The 23484-nt window shown below is 66.3% G+C and carries 18 protein-coding genes and 1 pseudogene; 16 read left to right on the forward strand and 3 right to left on the reverse strand.

Annotated elements, in window-relative coordinates:
* Positions 1-160 precede the first annotated feature (160 nt).
* The 7 genes from AB3X98_RS31585 (at position 161) to AB3X98_RS31615 (ending at position 7238) form a co-directional block, all read left to right on the forward strand.
* Positions 161-2974, forward strand: a complete 2814-nt coding sequence (locus AB3X98_RS31585; RefSeq protein WP_368605732.1) for a monovalent cation/H+ antiporter subunit A — start codon at positions 161-163, stop codon at positions 2972-2974.
* Positions 2974-3327, forward strand: coding sequence for a Na+/H+ antiporter subunit C (locus AB3X98_RS31590; RefSeq protein ID WP_069261758.1), 354 nt, complete (start codon positions 2974-2976; stop codon positions 3325-3327). The genes AB3X98_RS31585 and AB3X98_RS31590 overlap by 1 nt, the downstream gene beginning before the upstream one ends.
* Positions 3324-4988 carry a monovalent cation/H+ antiporter subunit D gene (locus tag AB3X98_RS31595; RefSeq protein ID WP_368605733.1) on the forward strand — a complete coding sequence of 555 codons (1665 nt, stop codon included), beginning with the start codon at positions 3324-3326 and terminating at the stop codon, positions 4986-4988. Before AB3X98_RS31590 ends, AB3X98_RS31595 begins: the two co-directional genes overlap by 4 nt.
* A gap of 1 nt (position 4989) precedes the next feature.
* Positions 4990-5484: a Na+/H+ antiporter subunit E gene (locus AB3X98_RS31600; protein ID WP_069261756.1), complete on the forward strand. Its 495-nt coding sequence runs from the start codon at positions 4990-4992 to the stop codon at positions 5482-5484.
* The gene (locus AB3X98_RS31605) at positions 5478-5753 is read left to right on the forward strand and encodes a K+/H+ antiporter subunit F (protein ID WP_069261755.1); all 276 of its coding nucleotides are present in this window, start codon (positions 5478-5480) and stop codon (positions 5751-5753) included. The genes AB3X98_RS31600 and AB3X98_RS31605 overlap by 7 nt, the downstream gene beginning before the upstream one ends.
* A 9-nt stretch (positions 5754-5762) precedes the next feature.
* On the forward strand, positions 5763-6155 hold the full coding sequence (locus AB3X98_RS31610; RefSeq protein WP_368605734.1) for a Na+/H+ antiporter subunit G: 393 nt from the start codon (positions 5763-5765) through the stop codon (positions 6153-6155).
* Between the two features lie 291 nt (positions 6156-6446).
* Positions 6447-7238, forward strand: coding sequence for a DUF4397 domain-containing protein (locus AB3X98_RS31615; RefSeq protein WP_368605735.1), 792 nt, complete (start codon positions 6447-6449; stop codon positions 7236-7238).
* A 52-nt stretch (positions 7239-7290) separates the two neighbouring features.
* Here the strand turns inward: AB3X98_RS31615 and AB3X98_RS31620 are convergent, their stop codons facing one another.
* Entirely contained in the window at positions 7291-8199 is a 909-nt protein-coding gene (locus AB3X98_RS31620) for a LysR family transcriptional regulator (protein ID WP_069261752.1), read from the reverse strand.
* Between the two features lie 147 nt (positions 8200-8346).
* Between AB3X98_RS31620 and AB3X98_RS31625 the strand changes: the two genes are divergently transcribed.
* The 5 genes from AB3X98_RS31625 to AB3X98_RS31645 all read left to right on the forward strand — a co-directional run bounded on the left by AB3X98_RS31625 (position 8347) and on the right by AB3X98_RS31645 (position 16471).
* Complete coding sequence (locus tag AB3X98_RS31625; RefSeq protein WP_368605736.1) at positions 8347-10470, forward strand: 3-hydroxyacyl-CoA dehydrogenase NAD-binding domain-containing protein; 2124 nt, start codon at positions 8347-8349, stop codon at positions 10468-10470.
* Between the two features lie 26 nt (positions 10471-10496).
* On the forward strand, positions 10497-11693 hold the full coding sequence (locus AB3X98_RS31630; protein ID WP_368605737.1) for an acyl-CoA dehydrogenase family protein: 1197 nt from the start codon (positions 10497-10499) through the stop codon (positions 11691-11693).
* A 19-nt stretch (positions 11694-11712) separates the two neighbouring features.
* Complete coding sequence (locus tag AB3X98_RS31635) at positions 11713-12849, forward strand: acyl-CoA dehydrogenase family protein (protein WP_368605738.1); 1137 nt, start codon at positions 11713-11715, stop codon at positions 12847-12849.
* A gap of 57 nt (positions 12850-12906) precedes the next feature.
* A complete protein-coding gene (locus AB3X98_RS31640; protein WP_368605739.1) occupies positions 12907-14121 on the forward strand; it encodes a CaiB/BaiF CoA transferase family protein in 1215 nt (404 codons plus the stop codon).
* Positions 14122-14392: 271 nt separating this feature from the next.
* A complete protein-coding gene (locus AB3X98_RS31645; protein ID WP_342946711.1) occupies positions 14393-16471 on the forward strand; it encodes a VTT domain-containing protein in 2079 nt (692 codons plus the stop codon).
* A 16-nt stretch (positions 16472-16487) separates the two neighbouring features.
* Here AB3X98_RS31645 and AB3X98_RS31650 read toward each other — a convergent pair whose 3' ends face one another.
* Positions 16488-16760, reverse strand: a complete 273-nt coding sequence (locus AB3X98_RS31650; RefSeq protein ID WP_069261746.1) for a hypothetical protein — start codon at positions 16758-16760, stop codon at positions 16488-16490.
* Between the two features lie 348 nt (positions 16761-17108).
* On the opposite strand from AB3X98_RS31650, the gene AB3X98_RS31655 reads away from it, so the two are divergent.
* Both AB3X98_RS31655 and AB3X98_RS31660 read left to right on the forward strand, forming a co-directional pair.
* Positions 17109-18194: a Dyp-type peroxidase gene (locus tag AB3X98_RS31655; RefSeq protein ID WP_342946712.1), complete on the forward strand. Its 1086-nt coding sequence runs from the start codon at positions 17109-17111 to the stop codon at positions 18192-18194.
* Entirely contained in the window at positions 18187-18987 is an 801-nt protein-coding gene (locus AB3X98_RS31660) for a family 1 encapsulin nanocompartment shell protein (protein WP_342946713.1), read from the forward strand. Before AB3X98_RS31655 ends, AB3X98_RS31660 begins: the two co-directional genes overlap by 8 nt.
* A 98-nt stretch (positions 18988-19085) precedes the next feature.
* Here the strand turns inward: AB3X98_RS31660 and AB3X98_RS31665 are convergent, their stop codons facing one another.
* A complete protein-coding gene (locus tag AB3X98_RS31665) occupies positions 19086-21347 on the reverse strand; it encodes a TonB-dependent receptor (RefSeq protein ID WP_368605740.1) in 2262 nt (753 codons plus the stop codon).
* A gap of 235 nt (positions 21348-21582) precedes the next feature.
* On the opposite strand from AB3X98_RS31665, the gene AB3X98_RS31670 reads away from it, so the two are divergent.
* Positions 21583-21903 (forward strand): pyrimidine/purine nucleoside phosphorylase, encoded by a 321-nt coding sequence (locus AB3X98_RS31670; RefSeq protein WP_342946715.1) that lies wholly within the window; start codon positions 21583-21585, stop codon positions 21901-21903.
* Positions 21904-22032: 129 nt separating this feature from the next.
* A pseudogene (locus AB3X98_RS31675) lies at positions 22033-23481 on the forward strand (chloride channel protein).
* Positions 23482-23484 lie beyond the last annotated feature (3 nt).

The raw sequence follows: 23484 nt of genomic DNA on the forward strand, positions 1-23484 counted from the left end.
GACGAGCCCCGAGGCCGGAGGACCTGACGCACGGTCATTTCCTGTGGCACCCCGTGGCCGCCTCGATGCCACATGAATGAACTCCGTCCCCGTTTGCGGCTATGATCGTGAACTGCGGCGCGGCGACTCGGCGCCCTGTCGGACCCACGGGGAGTGTCGAATGGCAATGGGGTGGCTCGTCGTATTACCGTTCGTCGCCGCAGCGCTCGTCGCGTTCGCGGGGCCGCTCGCCGGACGCTGGGCGTCCCCCTGCGGCACGTGGATCGCATTCGCGGCCGCGCTCTTCGGCCTGGGACTGCTGGGCAGCGAACGTGTAGGCATGGCCACCCATGGCGTACTGCACTGGCAGGCCGACTGGATCCCGCAGCTCGGCCTCTCGTTCGCTCTGCGTCTGGACGGTCTTTCGTTCATGTTTGCGCTGCTCGTGCTCGCAATCGGCCTGCTCGTTTTTATCTACGCACGCTACTACCTCGCGGGCAGCGAGTCGCTGCCGCGCCTTTACGCGCTGCTGCTGCTCTTCATGGGCGCGATGCTCGGCGTGGTGCTGTCGGACAACCTGCTGCTGCTCGTGATCTTCTGGGAACTCACGAGCATCGTGTCGTTCCTGCTGATCGGCTTCTGGCCGTCGCGCCCCGAAGCGCGGCGCGGCGCGCGCATGGCGCTCACCATCACGGGCGCGGGCGGTCTCGCGCTGCTGGCCGCCGTGCTGCTGCTTGGCCATGTCTGCGGCAGCTACGACCTCGATGTGGTGCTCGCGCATGCGGGTCTCGTACAGCGCAATCCGCTGTATCCCGCAATTCTCCTGCTCGTGCTTTTCGCGGCCTGCACGAAGTCGGCGCAGTTCCCGTTCCACTTCTGGCTGCCGCATGCGATGTCGGCACCCACGCCCGTTTCCGCATACCTGCATTCGGCGACCATGGTCAAGGCGGGCATCTTCCTCATCGCGCGCTTTTACCCCGTGCTCGAAGGCACCGACTGGTTCTTCTACGTGACGAGCCTGATCGGCCTCGTCACGCTCACGGGCGGTGCGGCCATGGCGCTCGTGCAGCGCGATCTCAAGGGACTGCTCGCGTATTCCACCATCAGCCATCTCGGGCTCATCGTGCTGCTGTTCGGCCTCGACACGCAGCTCTCCACCGTCGCCGCGCTCTTTCACACCTTCAATCACGCGGTGTTCAAGGCTTCGCTCTTCATGGCGGCGGGCATCATCGACCATGAGACGGGCACGCGCGACCTGGGCCGCCTGCGTGGCTTGCGCCGCTTCATGCCGCATACCGCCGCGCTAGCCGCCGTGGCATCGCTCGCCATGGCGGGCGTGCCGCTGCTCAACGGCTTCCTCTCGAAGGAGATGTTCTTCGGCGAAACGCTCGCACAAGGACTCCTCGGCGACTTCAACTGGATCATCCCCGCGCTCGCCGTCATCGCGGCGGGGCTCTCGGTCGCGTATTCGCTGCGCTTCGTGTGGGGCGTGTTCTTCGACGGTGAAACCCCGCACGACCTTCCGCACTACCCGCCGCACGAACCGCCGCGTTTCATGAAGCTGCCCGTCGAGATTCTCGTCGTCATCTGTCTGCTCGTGGGCCTCGTGCCGCAGCAGACCATCGGCAGGATGCTCGAGTCCGCGGCATGGTTCGCGCTGGGCGGCAGCGTGCCCACGTACAGCCTGAGCTTGTGGCACGGCATCAATCTGCCGCTCCTGATGAGCTGCGTGTCGTTCGTGGGCGGCGCGCTGCTGTTCTTCTATCGCCGCGACGCGTTCCGCCATCATCGTTCGGTGCTCTCCGAAATGAACGCGAGCGAAGGCTTCGACCGCTTCGTGCAGCAGCTCGAAAAAGGCGCGGGCGTCGTGGTCGATCTCTTCGAAACGCGCTCGCTGCCGGCGTATCTCGCGTGGATGATTGCGGCGATGCTGATCGTGCCGGGCTCGGCGCTCCTCGCGCTTACCTCGCTGGACGGCGCATACCGCTCGGCGCCGCTCGATGCGATGACGCTCGTCGGCCTCGTGCTAATGGCGTTGATGGCGGTAGGCGTCGTGCTCGTGCGCGCCAATACGCTCTATGCGCTCGTGATGCTGAGCACCTGCGGGTTGCTCGTCACACTCGCGTTCGTGCGTTTCTCCGCGCCCGACCTCGCGCTCACGCAAATTTCAGTGGAAGTGGTCACGGTGCTGCTTCTCGTGCTCGCCATCTACTTTTTGCCTGTCGTGCAGCGCGCGCAGGAGCCTCCAGCCGCACGTACCCGCAACGCGGTGCTCGCACTCGCGGGCGGCGCGCTGATCGGCGCCGTGGCATATGCCGTGATGACGCGCGCCCCTATCGGTGGCGTCGGCCAGTTCTTTCTCGCGAACGCGCTGCCGGGCAGCGGCGGCCACAACGTCGTGAACGTGATCCTCGTGGATTTCCGCGGCTTCGACACGATGGTCGAGATCAGCGTGCTGGTGGTGGCGGGGCTCGCCGTCAAGGCGCTGCTGCGCGGCCTGCGCCTGAAATCGCCCGATACGGGCCCGGGCGGCCTGCCGTGGTCTTCGCAGTCGCATCCGCTGCTGCTCGCCATTCTCGCGCGCCTCATGCTGCCGCTCACTCTGCTCGTTGCCGTGTTCATCTTTCTGCGTGGCCACAATCTGCCAGGCGGCGGCTTCATCGCCTCGCTCGTGATCTCCATTGCGCTGCTGCTGCAATACGTGGCGAGCGGCGTGCTGTGGACCGAGTCGCGCATCCGCATCAACTACCGCGGGCTCGCGGGCCTCGGCATTCTCGTCGCGGCCGCGACGGGCGTAGGCGCGATCGTGCTCGGCCACCCGTTCCTCACCAGCGCGTTCGGCCATCTGCACGTGCCGCTGATCGGCGAAATCGAACTAAGTACGGCCATGCTGTTCGACCTCGGCGTGCTCGGCGCCGTGGTCGGCACGACGCTCACGATCGTCTCGCACCTCGGCGTGCGCGACAAGGACATGCAATCCGTGGAGAAAAGCTGATGGAAGCCGCCTTCGCCATTACGCTCGGCGTGCTCTGCGCGAGCGGCCTCTACCTGCTGCTGTGCGCGCGCGTGCTGCCGGTGATCCTCGGCATCACGCTGTTCTCGTATGCGATCAACCTGTTCCTGCTCGCCATGGGCCGGCTCTCCACCGGCAAGCCGCCCGTGATCACGCCGGGGGCACAGTACGCGGACCCGGTGCCGCAGGCACTCGTGCTCACTGCGATCGTGATCGGCTTCGCCATGACGGCCTTCACGGTCGTGCTCGCGCTGCGCGCGCTCGCGATCGACGGCACCGACCACGTGGACGGCGACAACCCGCAGCGCAGCCGCCTGGAGATGCGCAGCGAATGAATCACGCTCTCATCCTCCCCATCCTGATTCCGCTGTTCGCGGCCGGCGCGATCGTTGCGCTGCCGCTGCGCGCGAAGCGCCTGCAGCGTGCGATCAACGTGATTGCCACGCTCGCGCTGCTGCCCATCGCGGCGGCGCTCGCCGAATTCGCGGCGCAAGGACAGATTGCCGGCTATGCACTCGGCGCGTGGCCCGCGCCGTTCGGCATCGTGTTGCAGATCGACCGGCTCGGCGCACTCATGCTCGTGCTGACCGCGCTGCTCGCGTGTTGCTGCCTGCTCGGCACCACGAGCGCCGATGTCCGGCGCGGGCGCTACTATCGCGCGCTCGTGCAGTTCGAGCTGATGGGCCTGAACGGCGCGTTTCTCGCCGGCGATCTCTTCAACCTGTTCGTCTTCTTCGAGCTGCTGCTGATCGCCTCCTACGCGCTGCTGCTGCATGGCGGCGGCCGCCGCCGCGTGCGCAATGGCCTGCACTACATGCTGTTGAACCTCGTGGGCTCGTCGTTCTTCCTGATCGCACTGGGCGTGCTGTACGGCCTCACGGGCACGCTCAACATGGCCGATGCGGGCGAGCGGCTTGCGCATCTGGACCCCGCGTCGCTGCCCCTCGCGCAGTTCGCGGGCGCGACGCTCATGCTCGTATTCGGCCTGAAGGCCGCCGTCTTCCCCATGTCGTTCTGGTTGCCACAGGCGTATCGAAGCGCAATCGGGCCCGTGGCCGCGCTGTTCGCGATCATGACCAAGGTGGGCATCTACGCGATGCTTCGCTGCGACGCGCTCGTGTTCGGCGCGGCGGGCGGCGTACTGGACGCGTTCCTGCATCAATGGGCGTGGTGGCTCGCCATTGCGACGATCGTCTATGGCGCGCTCGGCGCGCTCGCGGTATCGAGCCTCAAGACCACGACCGGTTTTCTCGTGCTGGTCTCGGTCGGCCTGCTGATTGCGGCTGTCACGCTGCAGACCGTGCTCGCCTGGAGCGCGCTGCTGTACTACCTCATCAGCACGACGCTATGCACGGGTGCGCTGTTCATGCTCGCCGATACCCTGGAGTCCGAACCAGGCGATCCGGCGGCCGTGCCCGCTGCAACCGAAACACGCGAGCCCGCCTCGCTAGAATCGCTCGACGACGCCACCGCGCCCGCCATCACACCCGAAGCAGACAGCGAGCCGATCGCAACGGCTCCCAAGGCAACGGCCCCTGAAAAAGCGCCGAAGCCCTGGCCTTCGAACCTCGCCGGTGCGCTCTATCTCGCGGCAGCCGTTGGCGCAGTCGGCCTGCCGCCGCTCTCGGGCTTTCTGGGCAAGGCCATGGTGCTCGCCGCCACGCCGCTTGCGCAGGCCGTCGTGCTCTGGCCCGCCGTGCTGGTCGCGGGGCTGCTGTCGATCGTCGCGCTCAGCCGTACCGGCACACGCCTGTTGTGGGCGATACCCGCTGCACGCGCCTACGACGGCGCACCCGCCACCGCGCCGCGCGGCAGCCGCGCAAAGCTCGCCGCGTGTGCGCTGCTGCTCGCGGGCGTGGTGGCGGCAACGGTGTTTGCCGGCCCGCTCAAGCAGTATCTCGACGCCGCCGCCGCGCAGTTGCTCGACCGCACAGCCTACGTTCACGCGATCCTGCCCGCGCAGGCCGCGCAAACGTCACAGGGCGCAGGAAGCTGACATGCTCAAGAGGCTCTTTCCACACCCCTGGCTCACCGTCGTGCTGCTCGTATGCTGGGTCTTGCTGATGAACGACGTGTCGCCGGGCAACCTGCTCCTTGGCTTCGTGCTCGGGACCGCCATCGCCTACCGCGTGGGCGAAGGGCTATGGCTCGCGCCCGTGCGCTTCGGCAGGCCGTGGCTGCTCGTACGGCTCTTCGGGCATGTGCTCTACGACATCCTCGTGGCGAATCTCGAAGTCGCATTGCTCGTGCTTGGCCCCACGAAGCGCCTGCGCCCCGCCTTCATCGACGTGCCGCTCGACAGCACCCACGAAATCGCGCTCTCGGCGCTCATCAGCATCGTCTCGCTGAGCCCCGGCACGCTGTGCGCCGAGCTTTCCGACGACCGCAGGCGCCTCGTCGTGCACGTGCTCGATCTCGAAGACGAAGCCGCGCTCGTCGCCTTGATCAAGTCCCGTTACGAAGCGCCCCTCATGGAGATCTTCGCATGCTAGCCATCGTCATTCCGGTGTCGTTCGCGATCCTCGGGCTCGCGTTCCTGCTCACGCTCGTGCGCCTCGTGCGCGGGCCTTCGCTGCCCGACCGGCTCGTTGCGCTCGACACGCTCAATATCAACGCGATCGCGCTCATCGTCGTCTACGGCATCATGCTGCGTTCGACGGTCTTCTTCGAAATCGCGCTGCTCATCGCGGTCATGGGGTTCGTGGCAACCGTCGCGTTCACGAAGTACCTGCAGCGCGGCGACATCATCGAACTGAACTAGGGCTTCGCCATGCAAACCGTCATCGAAGCGATTGTCTGCTTGCTGCTCCTGCTCGGCAGCGCATTCACGTTGATCGGCGCGATCGGCCTCGCACGCCTGCCCGACTTCTACATGCGCCTGCACGGGCCGACCAAATCGACCACGCTCGGCGTAGGCGGCGTCGTGCTCGCTTCCGTTGTGTACTTCAGTACGCACAACAATTTCGCGAGCCTGCACGAAGTGCTGATTCCAGCGTTCCTGTTTCTCACCGCGCCCATCAGCGCGCATATGCTCTCCAAGGCCGGGATTCAGCAACGCGTCGCCGTTTCGTCTGTCACACGCGGACAGCCGGATGCCGCCGGCGCAAGTGCAGTCGGCAAGCAAGACGCGAACCCGGACAACAATTCCGCACAGGACGCTTGAATATCGGCGCGGATCTTCGCGCCGCCGGTAAAAGCTGCCATCGAACGTCGCAAAAGTCGGGCGCGCCACGCTTCATCCGCGCGCCGCCCCCCATCGCTCCCCCTCCCCTCATCCCGTTGCGCGCGCATGCATCGCGTCGAATCGCCACGCACGGCACACCAATTGCTGATCGTGATCGCCCCTATGCAGCATCGCGCCGGCGTCCCGGCTCGCGCAGGGGCGCGATAACAACGCGCGGCCGCAATCGAGGCCGTACACCGTGCAGCTCGAACGAAACGAATGAGGTCAACAATGAAGACGATACGCACCCTGCTCGCCTTTGCGAGCGCGGCAGCCCTGCTCACGGCATGCGGCGGCGGCAGCAGCAGCAACGACGTCGGCAAGGAAATCGGCGTGCAGAACCCCGAGATACATTTCGTGCATGCGCTCCCCGGCGGCCCGAATGTCGATTTTCTGGTGAATGGCAGCGCCCTGCAGACGAACATCGCGTACAAGCAGGTCACGAACTTCGCCAACATCAACACCGGCAACACCAACGTCTCGTATGCAAGCACGGGCACGACCACGCCGATTGCAAGCGGCGCCTTCGCCGACGTGGCGAAGGGTCACGAGTACACCGTGCTCGCGTTGCCCGCACTCACGGGCGGCGACATCGGCCTGATCGACGATCCGTTCGACAAGGGCCTGCTTTCCAGCAGCGCACGCCTGCGCGCGTTCAACGCCACCGTCAATGCGCAGAATCTCGACATCTACATCGTTGCGCCCGGCACGGATATCAGCGCCGTGCAGCCGACCTTGCCGGCCGTGGGCTACAAGAACGCCGTGCCCGCAAGCGGACAGGACTCGATCTATATGAACGGCGGCAACTACGTGGCGATCGTCACGGCAGCGGGCAGCAAGACGGCGATCTACGAGTCGTCCTCTTTCAACCTCGCGAACAATGCGGACTGGCTCATTACGACCGTGCCGATCTCGGGTACGCTCTCGCAGCTCCTGCCGGGCCAGATTCACCTGCTCGTCGCGCAAGGCGGCAACACCTCGCAGCCCGCCGTGGAGTACAGCAACACGCTCACAGGCCAGTAGTCGGTTGCGCATGCACCTGGCGCGGCGAGTGGCGGCGTGCTACCTGCGCCGCTCACGCGGCCGCGCCGCGCCCGGTTTTGCGGGCCTCGCCCAGCACGTAATCGATGAAGGTGGCCGCCGCCCGCGTGTGGTGGCGGTTCGGCATATAGAGCATGTACATATGCGTGCCGAATATGCTCAAACGCCACGCGTCGAGCGACGTGACGGCAGCGCCCTGGCGAATGTCGTCGTGCATCACGTAGTCGGGCACGATACCCACGCCGAGTCCCGCGAGAATCGACTGGCGCAGAAATAGAAAGTTTTCCGAAATGATCGAGGGTTCGAGCAGCACTTCGTGCCGGTCCTCGTTTAGATAACCCGCAAGGCGCAATTGCCGCCCCACCACCGTTGCCGTAATGACGGGCGCACGCGCCAGATCCTCGAGCGTTTGCGGCATGCCGTGCTGTTCGGCCCACGCCGTACAGGCACATGCGATGTACTTCACCGGCCCCATGTCGCGCGCCACGAGATTCTGCGGCGGCTCGTGCATCACGCGCACGGCAATATCGACTTCGTCGCGCAGCAGGTCTTCCACGCGGTTTTCGAACATCACGTCGAGCACGATGCCGGGGTACATCCGCTTGAACTGGATGAGCCAGTCCGACATCACGAGCTGCCCGTAGCCGCTCGGCACCGAAAGCCGCACGCGCCCCTGCAGGCTCTGGCCGAGGGTGGAAACCGATTCACGCGCGGCGAGCAGCGCGTTCTGGATCGCGCGGCCGTGCTCGTAGAGCTTCAAGCCGATTTCGGTCGGCTCGACACGGCGCGTGGTGCGACGCACGAGCTGCAGGCCGATCGACTTCTCCAGATGGTTGAGGTGGTAGCTGACGTTCGCGCGGCTCATCTTGAGCCGGCGCGCCGCCTCGCTGAGGTTGCCCGCGTCGAGAATTTCGACGAGCAGGGTTAGCGCATTGACGTCCATGGCACATCCACTGTCAAAAATACCTTGACAGTCTGTCAACGAGCGATGGGATTGTCAATTGCCCCTGTCACGCCGAGAATCGACGCGAACATGAAACATTGCCGTCTGGCCCGCCAGTCCGGCCCTCATTATGGAGACAGCATCGCCATGGCATCCGATCCCGTGAACGCCTCCCCCGTCACTCATGAACTGCGCGGCAAGGTGCTGCTCGTTACCGTCGACAATCCGCCCGTCAACGCGCTGGGCGTGGACGTGCGCCGCGGCCTCGCCGCCGCCATCGAGCATGCCGAGGCGAACGACGCCGTGCAGGCCGTGCTGATCGTCGGCGCGGGGCGCAATTTCATTGCCGGCGCGGACATCCGCGAGTTCGGCAAGCCGCCGCAGCCGCCCGCGCTGCCCGACGTGTGCAACCGCATCGAGGCCTGCCACAAGCCGGTGATCGCCGCCATTCACGGCGCGGCGCTCGGAGGCGGCCTCGAAGTGGCGCTCGCGGCGCACTACCGGCTCGTCGTGGCGGGCGCGAAGCTCGGCCTGCCCGAGGTGCAGCTGGGCCTGCTGCCTGGTGCCGGCGGCACACAACGCACGCCGCGCCTGATCGGCGCCGAAGCGGCGCTCTCGCTGATGCTGAGCGGCCGTCACGCGAACGCGCAGGAAGCGCACAAGCTGGGCCTCGTCGACCGCGTGGGCGCGAGCGACGACATTCTCGCCGAAGGCCTGGCCTACGCGCAGGAACTGCTCGCGGGTCACGCGCCGGTGCGACGCACGCGCGACGCCCAGGCGCTCGTCGATCGCGCCCAGGCGCAAGCCGCGATCGACGCCGCCCGCGCCGAAACCGCGAAGAAGTCGCGTGGCCTGTTCTCGCCGCTGAAGATCGTCGATTGCGTGCAGGCCGCGCTCGATCTGTCGTTCGACGAAGGGCTGCGCTTCGAGCGCAAGCAGTTCCTCGAATGCCTCGAAAGCCCCCAGCGCGCGGGTCTCGTGCACGCATTCTTCGCGGAGCGCGAAGTGCAGAAGGCCCCAGAAACGAAGAGCGCGAAGCCGCGCGCGATCGACACCGTCGGCGTGATCGGCGGCGGCACGATGGGCGCGGGCATTGCCGTGGCCGTGCTCGACGCGGGCCTGCCCGTGACGATGATCGAGCGCGACGACGCCTCGCTCGAGCGCGGCCGCGCCCATGTGGAAAAGGTCTACGACGGCCTCATCGCCAAGGGCCGCATGAAGCCCGAAGCGAAAGCGCAGATCCTCGCGCGCTTTAGCGGCAGCACCTCGTACGACGCGCTCGGGAACACCGATCTCGTCATCGAAGCCGTGTTCGAGAACATGGCCGTGAAGCAGGCCGTGTTCGCCGAACTCGACCGCGTGTGCAAGCCCGGCGCCGTGCTCGCGACCAACACCTCGTATCTCGACATCGACGCCATTGCGGCCAGCATCGAACGCACACAAGACGTGGTGGGCCTGCACTTCTTCTCGCCCGCCAACATCATGAAGCTGCTGGAAATCGTGGTGCCGAAGCAGGTGAGCGCCGATGTCGTGGCCACCGCGTTCGAGCTGGCGAAGAAGCTGCGCAAGGTGCCGGTGCGCGCCGGCGTGTGCGACGGCTTCATCGGCAACCGCATTCTCGCGGTGTTCCGCACGGCTGCGGATCATCTGATGGAAGACGGCGCTTCGCCCTATCAGATCGACAAGGCAGTGCGCGACTTCGGTTTTCCGATGGGCCCGTACCAGGTGGTCGATCTCGCAGGCGGCGACATCGGCTGGGCCACGCGCAAGCGCCGCGCCGCCACGCGCGACCCGAAGGCGCGCTACGTGCAGATCGCCGACCACATCTGCGAGCGCGGCTGGTTCGGCCAGAAGACGGGCCGCGGCTTCTATCTCTACCCGGACGGCGCACGCACGGGCACGCCCGATCCCGAAGTCGAGTCCATCATCCGCGCCGAGCGCGAACGCGCCGGCATCGAGCCGCGCAGCTTCAGCGACGAAGCCATCATGCGCCGCTACATGGCTGCAATGATCAACGAAGGCGCGAACGTCGTGCATGAAAAGATCGCCCTGCGCCCGCTCGATGTCGATGTCACGCTGCTTTACGGCTACGGCTTCCCGCGCTATCGCGGCGGCCCGATGAAGTACGCCGATACCGTGGGCCTCGCCAACGTGCTCGCCGATATCCGCGAGTATGCGAAGGCAGATCCGCTGTTCTGGCGTCCTTCGCCGCTGCTCGTCGAACTGGTCGAGCGCGGCGAGAATTTCGCGAGCCTCAATCAATCGGCCTGAATGTGCCCTGAAGGAGCTTTTCACACATGGACCTGAAATTCACCGCCGAAGAAGAGGCGTTTCGCAGCGAAGTGCTCGCGTTCCTGAACGAGCGCCTGCCACAGCGCCTCGCCAGCAAGGTTAGCAATGGGCGGCACCTCACGCGCGACGACATGGCGCAATGGCACGCCATCCTGAACGAAAAAGGCTGGCTCGCGAATCACTGGCCGCAGGAATACGGCGGCCCCGGCTGGAGCGCCGTACAGAAGTTCATCTTCGAGAACGAATGCGCGATTGCGGGCGCGCCGCGCATCGTGCCGTTCGGCGTGAACATGCTCGGGCCTGTGCTCATCAAGTACGGCAGCGAGGCGCAAAAGCGCTACTGGCTGCCGCGCATTCTCGACGGCTCGGACTGGTGGTGCCAGGGCTATTCCGAACCGGGCGCGGGCTCGGACCTCGCCTCGCTGCGCACGACCGCCGTTCGCGACGGCGACCACTATGTGGTGAACGGCCAGAAGACGTGGACCACGCTCGGCCACTACGCGAACATGATTTTCTGCCTCGTGCGCACCGCCGCCGACGTGCGCAAGCAGGAAGGCATCAGCTTCGTGCTGATCGACATGAACACGCCGGGCATCGAGGTTCGCCCCATCGTCACGCTCGACGGAGAACATGAGGTCAACGAAGTGTTCTTCACCGACGTGCGCGTGCCGGTGGCGAACCTCGTTGGAGAAGAAAACCGCGGCTGGACTTACGCGAAATATCTGCTCACTTACGAGCGCACGAATATCGCCGGCGTGGGCTTTTCGGTGGCGGCGCTCGCTCGCCTGAAGCGCGCCGCGCAGAAGATCACGCGCAACGGCAAGCCGCTTGCAGAAGATCCGCAGTTTGCGGCGCGCATCGCAAAGGTCGAGATCGATCTGGAGAACATGAAGACGACCAACCTGCGCGTGATCGCTGCCGTGGCGGGCGGCGGCGTGCCCGGTGCGGAAAGCTCGATGCTCAAGATTCGCGGCACCGAGATCCGCCAGGAGATTTCCTCGCTGCTGCGCCGTGCGATGGGGCCGTATGCCGCGCCGTTCGTCGAAGAAGCGCTCGAAGAAGGGTATGCGGGCGAGGCAATCGGGCCCATTGAGGCCGCCTGCGCCGCCGCGCAGTACTTCAACAACCGCAAGCTGTCGATCTTTGGCGGCTCCAACGAAATTCAGAAGAACATCATCTCCAAGATGATTCTCGGTCTTTGAGATCTTTGAGAGGCACGCCATGGACTTCCAGCACACAGAAGACCGCCGCATGCTCGCGGATACGCTCAATCGTTTCATCACGGAGCAATACGATTTCAATACCCGCGATACAATCGCGCGCTCCGAAGAAGGCTTTAGCGCAGACATGTGGCAGCGCTTCGCCGAACTCGGCGTGATCGGCGCGCTGTTCGACGAGGCCGATGGCGGCTTTGGCGGCGCGGGCTTCGATGTCGCGGTGGTGTTCGAGGCGCTCGGGCGCGGACTCGTGGTCGAGCCGTTCCTCGACACGCTGATCGTCGGCCGCGCGCTCGCCCACGCGGGCAGCGAGGCGCAGCGCGCGCGCATCGCATCGTTCATCGACGGCTCGCAAATCGCCGCGCTCGCGCACGACGAGCCGGGTTCGCATTACGAGGACGCACGCGTGGCGACGCGCGCGGAGAAAAACGGCGATGGCTGGGTGCTGCAGGGCGCGAAGGGCGTCGTGCAGGTCGCCGAACATGCCGACGTGCTGCTCGTTTCGGCGCGTACTTCCGGCGATGCATTCGCCGAAGCAGGCATCTCCCTCTTCCTCGTGCCGCGCGACGCAGCGGGCGTGAGCCTGCGTGGCTACCGCAAGATCGACGGCGGCCGCGCAGCGGAAGTGACGCTCGACAACGTGAAGGTGCATGCCGATGCGCTCGTCGGCGCGCAAGGCAGCGGCTTCGCGACGCTCGAACATGCACGCGGATACGGCATCGTCGCGCTCGCATCGGAGGCCGTGGGCGCGATGGAGATCGCGCGCGACTTCACGCTCGACTACCTGCGCACGCGCAAGCAGTTCGGTTTGCCCATCGGCAGCTTCCAGGCGCTGCAGCACCGCATGGCGGACGTGCTGCTCGATATCGAGCAGGCGCGCTCGGCGGTCATCAACGCAGTGGCGGCGCTCGACGCGCCGCGCGCGCAGCGCGAACGTGCGCTTTCGGCCGCCAAGTACACGATCGGGCGTATTGGCGCGCGCGTGGCCGAAGAGGCGATCCAGCTGCACGGCGGCATCGGCATGACGTGGGAATTGCCGCTCGCGCACTATGCAAAGCGGCTCGTGATGATCGATCATCAGCTTGGCGACGAGGATCATCATCTCGCGCGCTACATCGCATTGGGGCGTGAGGCGGCGTGAGCCATGAGGGGGCGACTGCATACAGTCGCCCCGACAACGAACCAGGAGTACCTGTTGATGCAGACGGACAAAAGCAGCTTGCCCCTGGCGGGCGTGCGCGTGCTCGATCTTTCGCGCGTGCTGGCCGGGCCGTGGAGCGCAATGGTGCTCGGCGACCTCGGCGCGGAAGTCGTCAAGATCGAGCATCCCGACCGCGGCGACGACACGCGCGACTGGGGCGTGCGCGTCGGCAAGACGGAGACTGCGTACTTCAACAGCGTGAATCGCAACAAGCGTTCGATCACCCTCGATCTGCAAACGCCCGAAGGCCAGCAGATCGTGCGCGAGCTGGCGAAAACCAGCGACATCGTCGTGCAGAACTTCAAGTTCGGCGGCGCGGAAAAGCTCGGGCTCGGCTATGAGCAGTTGAGCGCCGAGAATCCGCGTCTCATCTATTGCTCGATTTCCGGCTACGATCGCACGGGACCCGAAGCGACACGCCCCGGCTACGACCTCGTCGTGCAGGGCGAAACGGGCCTCATGGCGATGAACGGCGAAGCCCACCAGCCGCCGCTCAAATTCGGTGTAGCGGCCGTGGATCTTTTCACGGGCATGTATTCCGCACAGGCGATGCTCGCCGCGCTCTACGAGCGCGAGCGCACGGGTCGCGGGCGCCACATCGAGATGGCGCTGTTCGACTGCGGCCTCATGATTACCGCTTACTACGGCCTCGAAGCGCTGCTGATCGGCGAGGACCCGCCGCGTTACGGCAATGCGCACCCGTCGATCGTGCCGTATGGCGTGTTCGATGCAGCCGATGGTCCGCTCGTCATCACCGTGGGCAACAACGCGCAGTTCGAGCGCTTTTGCCGCGAGGTGATCGAGCGCGCCGACCTCGCCGACGACGCCCGCTACAAGACCAACATTCTGCGCGGGCAGAACCGCGAAACGCTCGCGCCCGAACTCACGCGCGAACTGGGCAGCCGCCCGCGCAAACTGCTGCTCGAACGGCTCGCGCGCGCGGGCATTCCGTGCGGCGAAGTGGCGGGCTTGCGCGAGGCGCTGCTTTCGCCGCGCGCAACGCGTGGCGGGCTCGTCACGCAGCAGCCGCATCCGCATACCGAAAGCGGCACGACGCCGGTGCTCGCGCCGCCGTGGCGCTTCGACGGCGAACGCCTGCCCGTGCGGCACGCGCCTCCGCAACTGGGCGAAGGCACGCAGGAGGTCCTGCAATCGATGCTCGGTTATTCGGCGGAACAACTGGCCGGGTTGAAGGAGAAGGGCGTTATCTGAACCTCGTCACGGCCGTACCCGGACTCGCTGGCGCACCCTGCTATACGCCGCGCCCCCTTCCGCGTCGCCGCCGCGCGACGCGGCCGCCGCCTTCGCCCCCTCGCTTCGCCCCGCCCGGCCTCGTGTCGCACGTAGTTGCGCGCGCCCGGTTATATTGCGCCTGATGGTTCCGCACGCCGCTTGCGGCTAGTTGCGCAAGGCCGGTGCGGACCGCCACCCGCCCGATCTCGCGCCCGTCCCGCGAGCCCCAGCAAACGAACCCGCCCCGCTCATGGAGCACGCCTACGATCATCTGCTGCACCTGCTCGCCGCGCACGCGACGTGGACGCTCGCCTTTGTCGTGGTCGCCGCTTTCCTCGAATCGCTCGCGTTCATCGGCACGTTCATTCCCGGCAGCACGGCGATGTTCATTGCCGGCGCGTTCGCCGCCACCGGCACGATCAACCTCGGCTGGCTCTTCGTCTGCGCGATTGCGGGCGCCGTGGCCGGCGACGGCGTCAGCTTCTGGATCGGCCATCGCTACCGCGGCTCGCTGGCCCAGATGTGGCCGTTCAGCCGCCACCCCGCCATTCTCGAGCGCGCACACGCCTACTTCGTGAGCCACGGCACGCGCAGCGTGATCCTCGCGCGCTTCATCGCGCCGCTGCGCGCCGTGGTGCCAATCGTCGCGGGCATGGCCGGCATGAAGCCCATGCGCTTCTTCATGATGAATGTGATTTCCGCGCTCGTCTGGGCGCCCGCGCATATCGTGCCGGGCGTCGTGTTCGGCGCCTCGCTCCAGCTCGCGGGCGCGGTGTCGTTCCGGCTGGTGGTCGTCATCGGCATCGTCGCGCTCGCGGTCTGGCTCATCTGGCGTTTCGTGCGCATGCTGCTACTGCACATCGACAACTGGGCCGGCGCGTCGCGCCGCAGCGCGGCGCAGTGGGCAGCGCAGCATCCCGGGCGCGCCTCGAAGCGCATCGCCCGCCTGCTCGACCCCGCGCAGCCCGCGCTCGGCCCCGTCATCGTGATCACGGGCCTCGTGCCGGTGTGCGCGGCCGTGTTTTCCTATGTGCTCGGCAACTTGCTGCGCGGCGCGCCGCTCGTGCAGATCGATCAGTCCGTGCGCCAGTTCCTGCAGTCGATCCGCACCACGTGGGCCGACGCGGCCCTCGCGCGCGTCGAAACGCTCGGCAGCACCTGGACGCTCGCGGCGCTCATCGCGACGGTGGGCATCTGGATGGTGCTGGAGCGACGTTGGCGCACCATCGCTTACTGGATGATTGCCGCGGCCGTTTCGCAGTTGCTCATCCTCATCCTGCGCTTCGTGATCCACCATACGTCGCCGGGCGGCGGCCAGGCCGTCGAGGCCTATGTGTTCCCGAGCGACCGCGTGTCGTCGATGGTGATCGTCTACGGCTTCGTGATGTTCCTGCTCGTGCGCCGCGCGAGCATGCTGGAGGCCGCGCTCGTCGCCGCGCTCGGCAACGGGATCATCGTGGCGGTGGCGTTCGCGGGGCTCTATTTCGACCGCTTCCTGTTCTCGGATGCCATCGGCGGCGCGGCCTTCGCCGCCATCTGGGTGGCGATCGTGGTGCTCACCTCGCTCTGGCGCTACCCCAAGCGGCCGCCGCAGCGCACCTATGTGCCGCCCATCGTGCTGCTCGTGCTGGTCGGCGCCGTTCTGCTGCAGACGGTGCCGGCCAGGCGCACGCCCGCGCCGCCCACGACCGCTGCGGCGCCGCCTGTCGTCCTCTCGCAAATGCAGTGGAGCGATTCGCTGTGGAGGACGTTTGCGTGCTATCGCTTCGACATGAAAGGCGCGCGCCGCGAGCCGATGACGATCCAGTGGGCAGCGAGCGCCGACGATCTGCGCACGGCGCTGCGTGACGCCGGCTGGGCCGAAGGTCCGCAGATCTCGGTGAGGAGCGTGCTATCGCTCGTCGCACCGAACGTGGATGTGATGTCGCTGCCGCTGCTGCCGAAGCTGAACAACGGCCTGCCCTCGCCGCTCGTGTTCGCCCGCGCGCGCCTCGACGGGAAGCCGAACGACGCGGGCGAGCCGGGCAGCCGCCGCGACGTGCTGCGTTTCTGGCCTTCGGGCTATGCGCTCGCGCCGCGGCGCAATGGAAACGGCACTGACGATGGCCATGCGAGCGACGGGGAGCCCACGCCGATCTGGGTCGGCTCGCTTGTCCATGAGCGGCTGCGGCGCGGGTCGTGGCCGTTCAACGTGGTCACGACCTATCCCGACGACGTCGCTGAACTCAGCGCCCCCGGCCAGCCGGCGGGCTGGCGCACGCTCGCGCTGCCGGGCGAGGTAAGCTGCGAAGGGCGGCCCGTGAAGCTGATCGTGCAGGGCGGCCGCTGAAAGGGAAATTGAAGGCTCAGGCCGTGCTCTCGGCCCAGCTCCCCGTCGCGTGGAAGCGGTCGATGCGCTTGCGGGCGTCGGCGTAGGCTGCGTCGAGCGCGGCGTCGGGACCGGTGTAGTTGCGCATCATGTCGTGAAAGCGCACGCTGCGCCCTTCGACATGGGCGTCCGCGCCGTGGCGGCAGATGTAGCCGCTGTAGTGGAACAGCGGCTCGGGCGCGCGCGGCCCGAACGCCGGAATCGGCAGCACCCAGATCTCGAAGCCTTCATGCTCGGTGTGGTCCCACATGCTGTGTCTCCTGTCGATCCGGAGTTAGCGCTTCAGCGCTTACTCCGGTCCCATGCAAAGCTGTCGATCCGGAGTTAGCGCTTTAGAGCTTACTCCGGTCCCATGCAAAGCTGTCGACCCGGAGTTAGTGCTTCAGCACTTACTCCGGTCCCATGCAACGCTGTCGACCCGGAGTTAGTGCTTCAGCGCTTACTCCGGCCTGCCCATCAGGGCACGTCGATATCACAGTGAATATCCTCGCACGGCACCCACTCGCCTGCAAACGGCCGTTTTCCCCGAGTTTGGCTAAACTATGCGGGCGCAGCAAAACCCAAACCGACTCTGGACTCACGAGCGATACCCCACATCATGACGCCGGCCTCTCTCACGCAGGAACCGCAGTCCGTCTCCAGCGCCGTCACGCGCAATGCCTTCTTCATCGTCGCGACCGTCAACGACGACGCCGCGAGCCGCGCCACCGTACGCGCCTGGTGCGCCGACGTCGCCAACCTCGTGCGCGCGGTCGGCAAGCGCGTGCCCGCCGGCAATCTGTCGTGCGTGGTCGGCTTTTCGTCCGACGCATGGGACAAGCTGTTCGGCGAGCCGCGCCCGGCCGGGCTGCACCCGTTCCGCGAATTCGGCACGGGCGAGCGCAAGGCCATCGCCACGCCCGGCGACATCCTGCTGCATATTCGCGCCGACGAAACCGACCTGTGCTTCGAGCTGGCCACCCAGCTCATGACGCGCCTGGAAGGCGCGGTCACGACCGTGGACGAAGTGCACGGCTTTCGCAACTTCGACATGCGCGCAATGATCGGCTTCGTCGACGGCACCGAGAATCCGACCGGCAACGAAGCCGTCCATTTCACGGTGATCGGCGAAAACGAAGATCCCGAATTCTGCGGCGGCAGCTACGTGCTCGTGCAGAAGTACATGCACGACATGAAAGGCTGGAACGCGCTTTCCGTGGAGGCGCAGGAGCACATCATCGGGCGCACCAAGCTCCAGGACATCGAACTGGACGAAGCCGTGAAGCCGAGCTGGTCGCACAGCTCGCTCACCACGCTCGAAGACGACGCGGGCAACGAGATCAAGATCCTGCGCGACAACATGCCGTTCGGCCGGCCCGGTTCGGCCGAATTCGGCACCTACTTCATCGGCTACGCGCGCTCGCCCGAGCCGATCGAACAGATGCTCGAAAACATGTTCGTCGGCCTGCCGCCCGGCAACTACGACCGGCTGCTCGACTTCAGCCGCGCCGTCACAGGGGGGCTCTTCTTCGTGCCGTCGCAGACGCTGCTCGAAGCGCTCGCCGAGGTCGACCCGGGCGCCGCGCCCACCATCGAGGTGAGCGCCGCCAACGCATCAGAAACAGAAACCGAGTCTGCCGCCGCGCCCAGCGCGGACGGCTCGCTCGCCATCGGATCCCTCAAAGGAGCACCCCGGTATGAATAACCTCCATCGCGAGCTGGCGCCCATTTCCACGGCCGCGTGGTCGCAAATCGAAGAAGAAGTTGCGCGCACCTTCAAGCGCTCGCTCGCGGGCCGCCGCGTCGTGGACGTCGAGGGCCCCGGCGGCCCCGCGCTCGCGGCGGTCGGCACCGGCCACCAGAACGGCATCGAAGCGCCGCTCGAAGGCATCCGCGCGCGCCAGCGCGAAGTGAAGGCGATCGTGGAACTGCGCGTGCCGTTCGAGCTTTCGCGCGAAGCCATCGACGACGTGGAGCGCGGCGCCGAAGACTCCGACTGGCAGCCGGCCAAGGACGCGGCCACGCGCCTCGCGTTCGCGGAAGACCGTGCGATTTTCGACGGCTACACGGCCGCGCAGATCACCGGCATCCGCGAAGGCTCGTCGAACCCGATCCTGCCGATGCCCGCCGATATCGCCGATTACCCGACGGTCATCGCCAAGGCGCTCGAACAGTTGCGCCTGCAAGGCGTGGACGGCCCGTATGCGGTGCTGCTCGGCTCCGATGCGTACACGGCGGTGAGCGAAGCGAGCGACCAGGGTTATCCGATTCTCGAGCACATTCGCCGCCTCGTGAATGGCGAGATCATCTGGGCGCCGGCCATCGAGGGCGGCGCGATCCTGAGCACGCGTGGCGGCGATTTCGCGTTCCACCTCGGGCAGGACGTATCGATCGGCTATTCGTCGCATGACGACAAGAGCGTGAAGCTGTATCTGCAGGAGAGTTTCACGTTCATGATGCTGACCTCCGAGGCTTCGGTGGCGGTGAAGCCGGAGTGAGCCTGCGCTGATTCTCGCGGGCCACGAAAAAGGGGCGTCTCCTCGCGAGCGCCCCTTTTTTCATGCTTCGCCGAACGCGACGTTAGCGGCGCGCGCGATCACTGATAGAAGTTCACCGTCACCACCGCCGAGCGGCCCGGCGCCCAGGTTGCGTAGATCGGATATGCGCTCTGGTAGTACGCCTTGTCGAAGATGTTGTTCACGTTGAGCTGCAGATCGATTTTCTTCGACACACGCCATGTCGCCGCAGCATCGAAGCGCGCATAGCCCGGCGTCCACTTGCGCGACGTCGCCGAAACCGATGCATACGTCAGGCTCGAAACCGTTGCGCCCGCACCCACCGTGAGCTTTGGCAGCACGTCGTAGCTCGTCCACAGCGTGAAGTTGTGCTTGGGCACCATCACCATCGGCAAGCCGGAGAGCGTGGGGCTCGCCGGGCCGGCATCGGTCGTGATCGCATCGAGATACGAATAGCCGCCGAACACGGACCACTTGTTCGTCACGTTGCCCGCGAAACCGAACTCGAAGCCGCGCACGCGTTGCGAGCCCGCGTTGATCGTGCCGCCCAGGCCGTCGCTCACGCGCGCGTTCGTCTTGTCGGTCTGGAACAACGCGGTGGTCAGCGAGAGGCGCTGATCGAGCACGTCCCACTTCGCGCCCACTTCGATATTGCGCGAGCGCTCGGGCGCGAGGTCCTTGTTCGTAGCCGTGATCTGGTCCGTGCCGCCCCCGAGACCCGAATTCGAGCCCGGCGGATTCGCCGAGGTGCCGTACGACGCATAAAGGCTCAAGGTCGGCACGGGCTTGAACACGAGGCCGAACTGGTAGCTGAAGAGATTCGACGTGTTCGACAGATCGGCCACGCCCGCCTGCTGCGCGCTCACGTCGTAGCGGTCGAAACGCAAGCCCGCGTTGAAGATCCAGCGCTCGGAAAGCTGCACGCTGTCGAACATGTACGCCGAAGCGATATTCGTCTGCGTATGCGTGGCAGGTCCCGGGAAGCTCTTGTCGCCATTGAGGACGATGCTGCCCGTCCACGGGTTATTCGGGTTCCAGTTGTTGATCGACGCGCAGTTGTACGCAACCGAGCACGGGCCGCCCGAGCGGATGTTGTTGCCCGCCGAATCGGTCACGAGATAGCCCTCGTACAGGTCCTGCTCGTGGCTGAATTCCACGCCCGCCGTGAACGTGTGGCGCATGCCGTAGAGATCGAACTTGCCGTTCGCCTCGGTCTGGTTCGCGACGCTGTTGGTCGCGTACTTGCCGCTCTTGGCCTGCAGGCTGAGGATGTTCGAGGTCGCGTTCGTCAACTGCGGATTGGTCGCCACGTAGTCGAGTGTAGAGCGGCCGAACATCGTGGTGTTCTTGATCTTCCACGCGTCGTTGATGCGGTGCTCCACCTTCACTTCGCCCGTATCGGTCTGGCCGTAGCGGTAGTCGCGCGAGTTCAGGCCGTAGAACTGGCCGCGGTTGGACGACACCGGCGTGCCGCCCGTCGAGCGGAACGGCACGCTGAAGTCGGGCATGTCGTAGGTGTTCAGGTGGTAGTAGCTCACCGTGACCGTGGTCGGCGTGTTCAGGCCGAACGCGATCGAGGGCGCCACGCCCCAGCGCTTGCTGTACACGTCGGTGCGACCCGCCTGGTCGGCGTCGTGGCCCATGGCGTTCAGGCGGAACGCGGTGGTGTCGTTGAGCGTCTGGTTCCAGTCGATGGTGGCGCGCCTGTAGCTATCGGTGCCAAGCCCCACGCTGCCGTTGATGAAGTTGTCGTCCTGCGGCGTTTTCGTCGTGATGTCGATGCTGCCGCCTACCGACCCGCGCCCGGCATACACCGAGTCCGGACCCTTGATGACGCTGATGTTCTGCACATCGAAGGTTTCGCGGTTCTGCACGCCCGAGTCGCGCATGCCGTCCACGAAGATCGAGTTGCGCGACTCGAAGCCGCGAATCACGGGCCGGTCCGCAGACGGATTCGCCGCCGCGTCGCCGCCCAGGAACGTGATGCCGGGCACCGTGCGCAGCGCGTCCTGGAACGTCGTGACGTTCTTCTGCTTGAGCACCTCCTCAGGAATCACCGTGATGGAGCGCGGCGTGTCGATGAGCGGCGCGGTGAACTTGTACGACCCGAGCGTTTTGGTCTGCATCTCGGAAGGCGCCGAAACGACCTTCACGGCGGGCAGCGTGCTTTCCGTGGCCGCAGTAGACGATGCGGGCGTTGCTGCCGCTGCGCTCGCGGCGGCAGGACTATCGGCGGCGGGCGCGGTTTGCGCGTGAACGAGCGGCGATGCGAAGAAACCGGAGCAATAGAGCGCAGCGACGGAGGCGATGGCGCGCATCCGCGTCGGGAAATGGACGGACATGAGTAGGCGAGTTGGTCGGCGAATTGTCGTAGTTGCAAATGCGCATGATTCTCATTTGTGATAGCGATTGTAATAACTGGTCATTTGTTTGTAAATATCCAATTCGTAAACCGAATGGCTGTACGGCGATGCCATGCGCCCGCCGCGCCCGACTGCCGGTATGATGGCGGCCTCGCCCCGGACGAGAAGTCGTCCCGGCGCCCGGTTCCATTCACGACGACAGAGGAAGACCGCCATGACGGCAGCAGCACAATTCGACCAGGTTTCCGTAATCAAACGCGCCAACGTCTACTTCGACGGCAAGTGCGTGTCGCACACCGTGCTGTTCGCCGACGGCTCACGCAAGACGCTCGGCGTGATCCTGCCGGGCACGCTGAACTTCGGCACCGACGCCGCCGAACTGATGGAAGTGCAGGCCGGCCAGTGCCGCATCCGCCTCGAAGGCACCGACGAGTGGAAGACCTACGGCGCCGGCGAGTCTTTCTCCGTGCCGGGCAAGAGCCGTTTCGACATCGAAGTGGTCGAGACGCTCGACTACGTTTGCAGCTACCTGTAAGCGCTGCATCGATTCGAACGGCCGCCGCGTGACGCGCGGCGGGCGTTTTCGCTTTTGCCGAACCTTTGGGGGGAGACGTGCCGGGCGCGCTGAACGTGCTCGACGCGCCGCCCCCATGCCCTCGCTACAATGGGCGCCAGCCCGTCGCCTGGCGACTCCCACGCCTGTCTTGCCGCCGTGTCATCCTTCCCGCACCAACCCGCGCCCCAACCCGCGCCGCGCCCGCGCGCCACCGCCGTTCGTCCGCCGCCACGCAGCCCGCTCGTCACGCTGGCGATCGTGACCGTGCTCACCGGCATTGGCGCGGGTCTCTCCGGCATGCTGCTCGCGCTGCTGCTGCATGCGATCCAGCACGTCGCCTACGGCTACGGCGCGGGGCACATCATCGGCGAGGAGAGCTTTCTGCAGGGCGTGACCGATACCGCGCCCTCGCGGCGCGTGGCGGTGCTCGTGGCGTGCGGGCTGATCGCCGGAGGGTGATGGTGGGCGCTCTATCGCTACGCGCGCCCGCTCGTGAGCATCAGCGCGGCGATCAAGCCGGGCGGCAAGCGCATGCCCATTTTTGCGACCACCGTGCACGCGCTGCTGCAGATCGTGACCGTCGCGATGGGTTCGCCGCTCGGGCGCGAAGTCGCGCCGCGCGAGATCGGCGCCGCGTTTGCGAGCTGGCTCGCGAAGCGCACCGGCCTCACCGCCGCGGAGCGCCGCGTGATGATCGCGTGCGGCGCGGGCGCGGGGCTCGCGGCTGTCTACAACGTGCCGCTCGGCGGCGCGATGTTCGTGCTCGAAGTGCTGCTCGGCACGTTCGGCTGGTCGGTGGCGGTGCCGGCGATCAGCACCTCGGCCATTGCGGCCGTGATCGCATGGATCGGTCTCGGCGACGCGCAGCAATACCACGTGCCCGCCTACGGCATCAATGCGCAGCTCGTGGTGTGGTCGGTGCTCTGCGGGCCGGTGTTCGGCGCAGCCGCGCACGGTTTCGCGCGCCTGACGAGCCGCGCGCGCGACGCCTCGCCCAAAGACTGGCGGCTGCCGCTCTACACGCTCGTCAATTTCGCGGGCATTGGCCTGCTGGCCGTCTGGTTTCCGCAGTTGCCCGGCAACGGCAAAGGCGCGGCCGGCCTGAGCTTCGACGACAATCTCGGCATTGGCCTCGCGGCGACGCTGCTCGTGCTGCGCGTCTTCATCACGACGACCACGTTGCGCGCAGGCGCCAAGGGCGGCCTGCTCACGCCAGGGCTCGCGAACGGCGCGTTGCTCGCGATCGTGATCGCCGGGCTGGTGAACCATGTTTGGCCGGGTCTATCGCCGGGTGCATTTGCGATCGTCGGCGCGGGTGCGTTTCTCGCGTCCTCGATGCAGATGCCCATCACCGCGACCGTGCTGATTCTCGAATTCACGCACGCGAATCACGATCTCGCGATCCCGCTGCTGCTCGCCGTGGCAGGTTCGGTCGCCACGCTGCGGCTGCTGACGCGTGCGCAGGGCCCCTCCCACGGCACGCCAGCAGTTGGCGCCGAACGTGAACTGCGCCTCGCCGCCCTGCGCGAGCCTTCGGCGCGCGAGTCTTCCGACTGAACC

The sequence above is a fragment of the Paraburkholderia sp. BR14312 genome (assembly GCF_040948675.1).
In the GTDB taxonomy this organism is placed as follows: Bacteria; Pseudomonadota; Gammaproteobacteria; order Burkholderiales; family Burkholderiaceae; genus Paraburkholderia; species Paraburkholderia nodosa_A.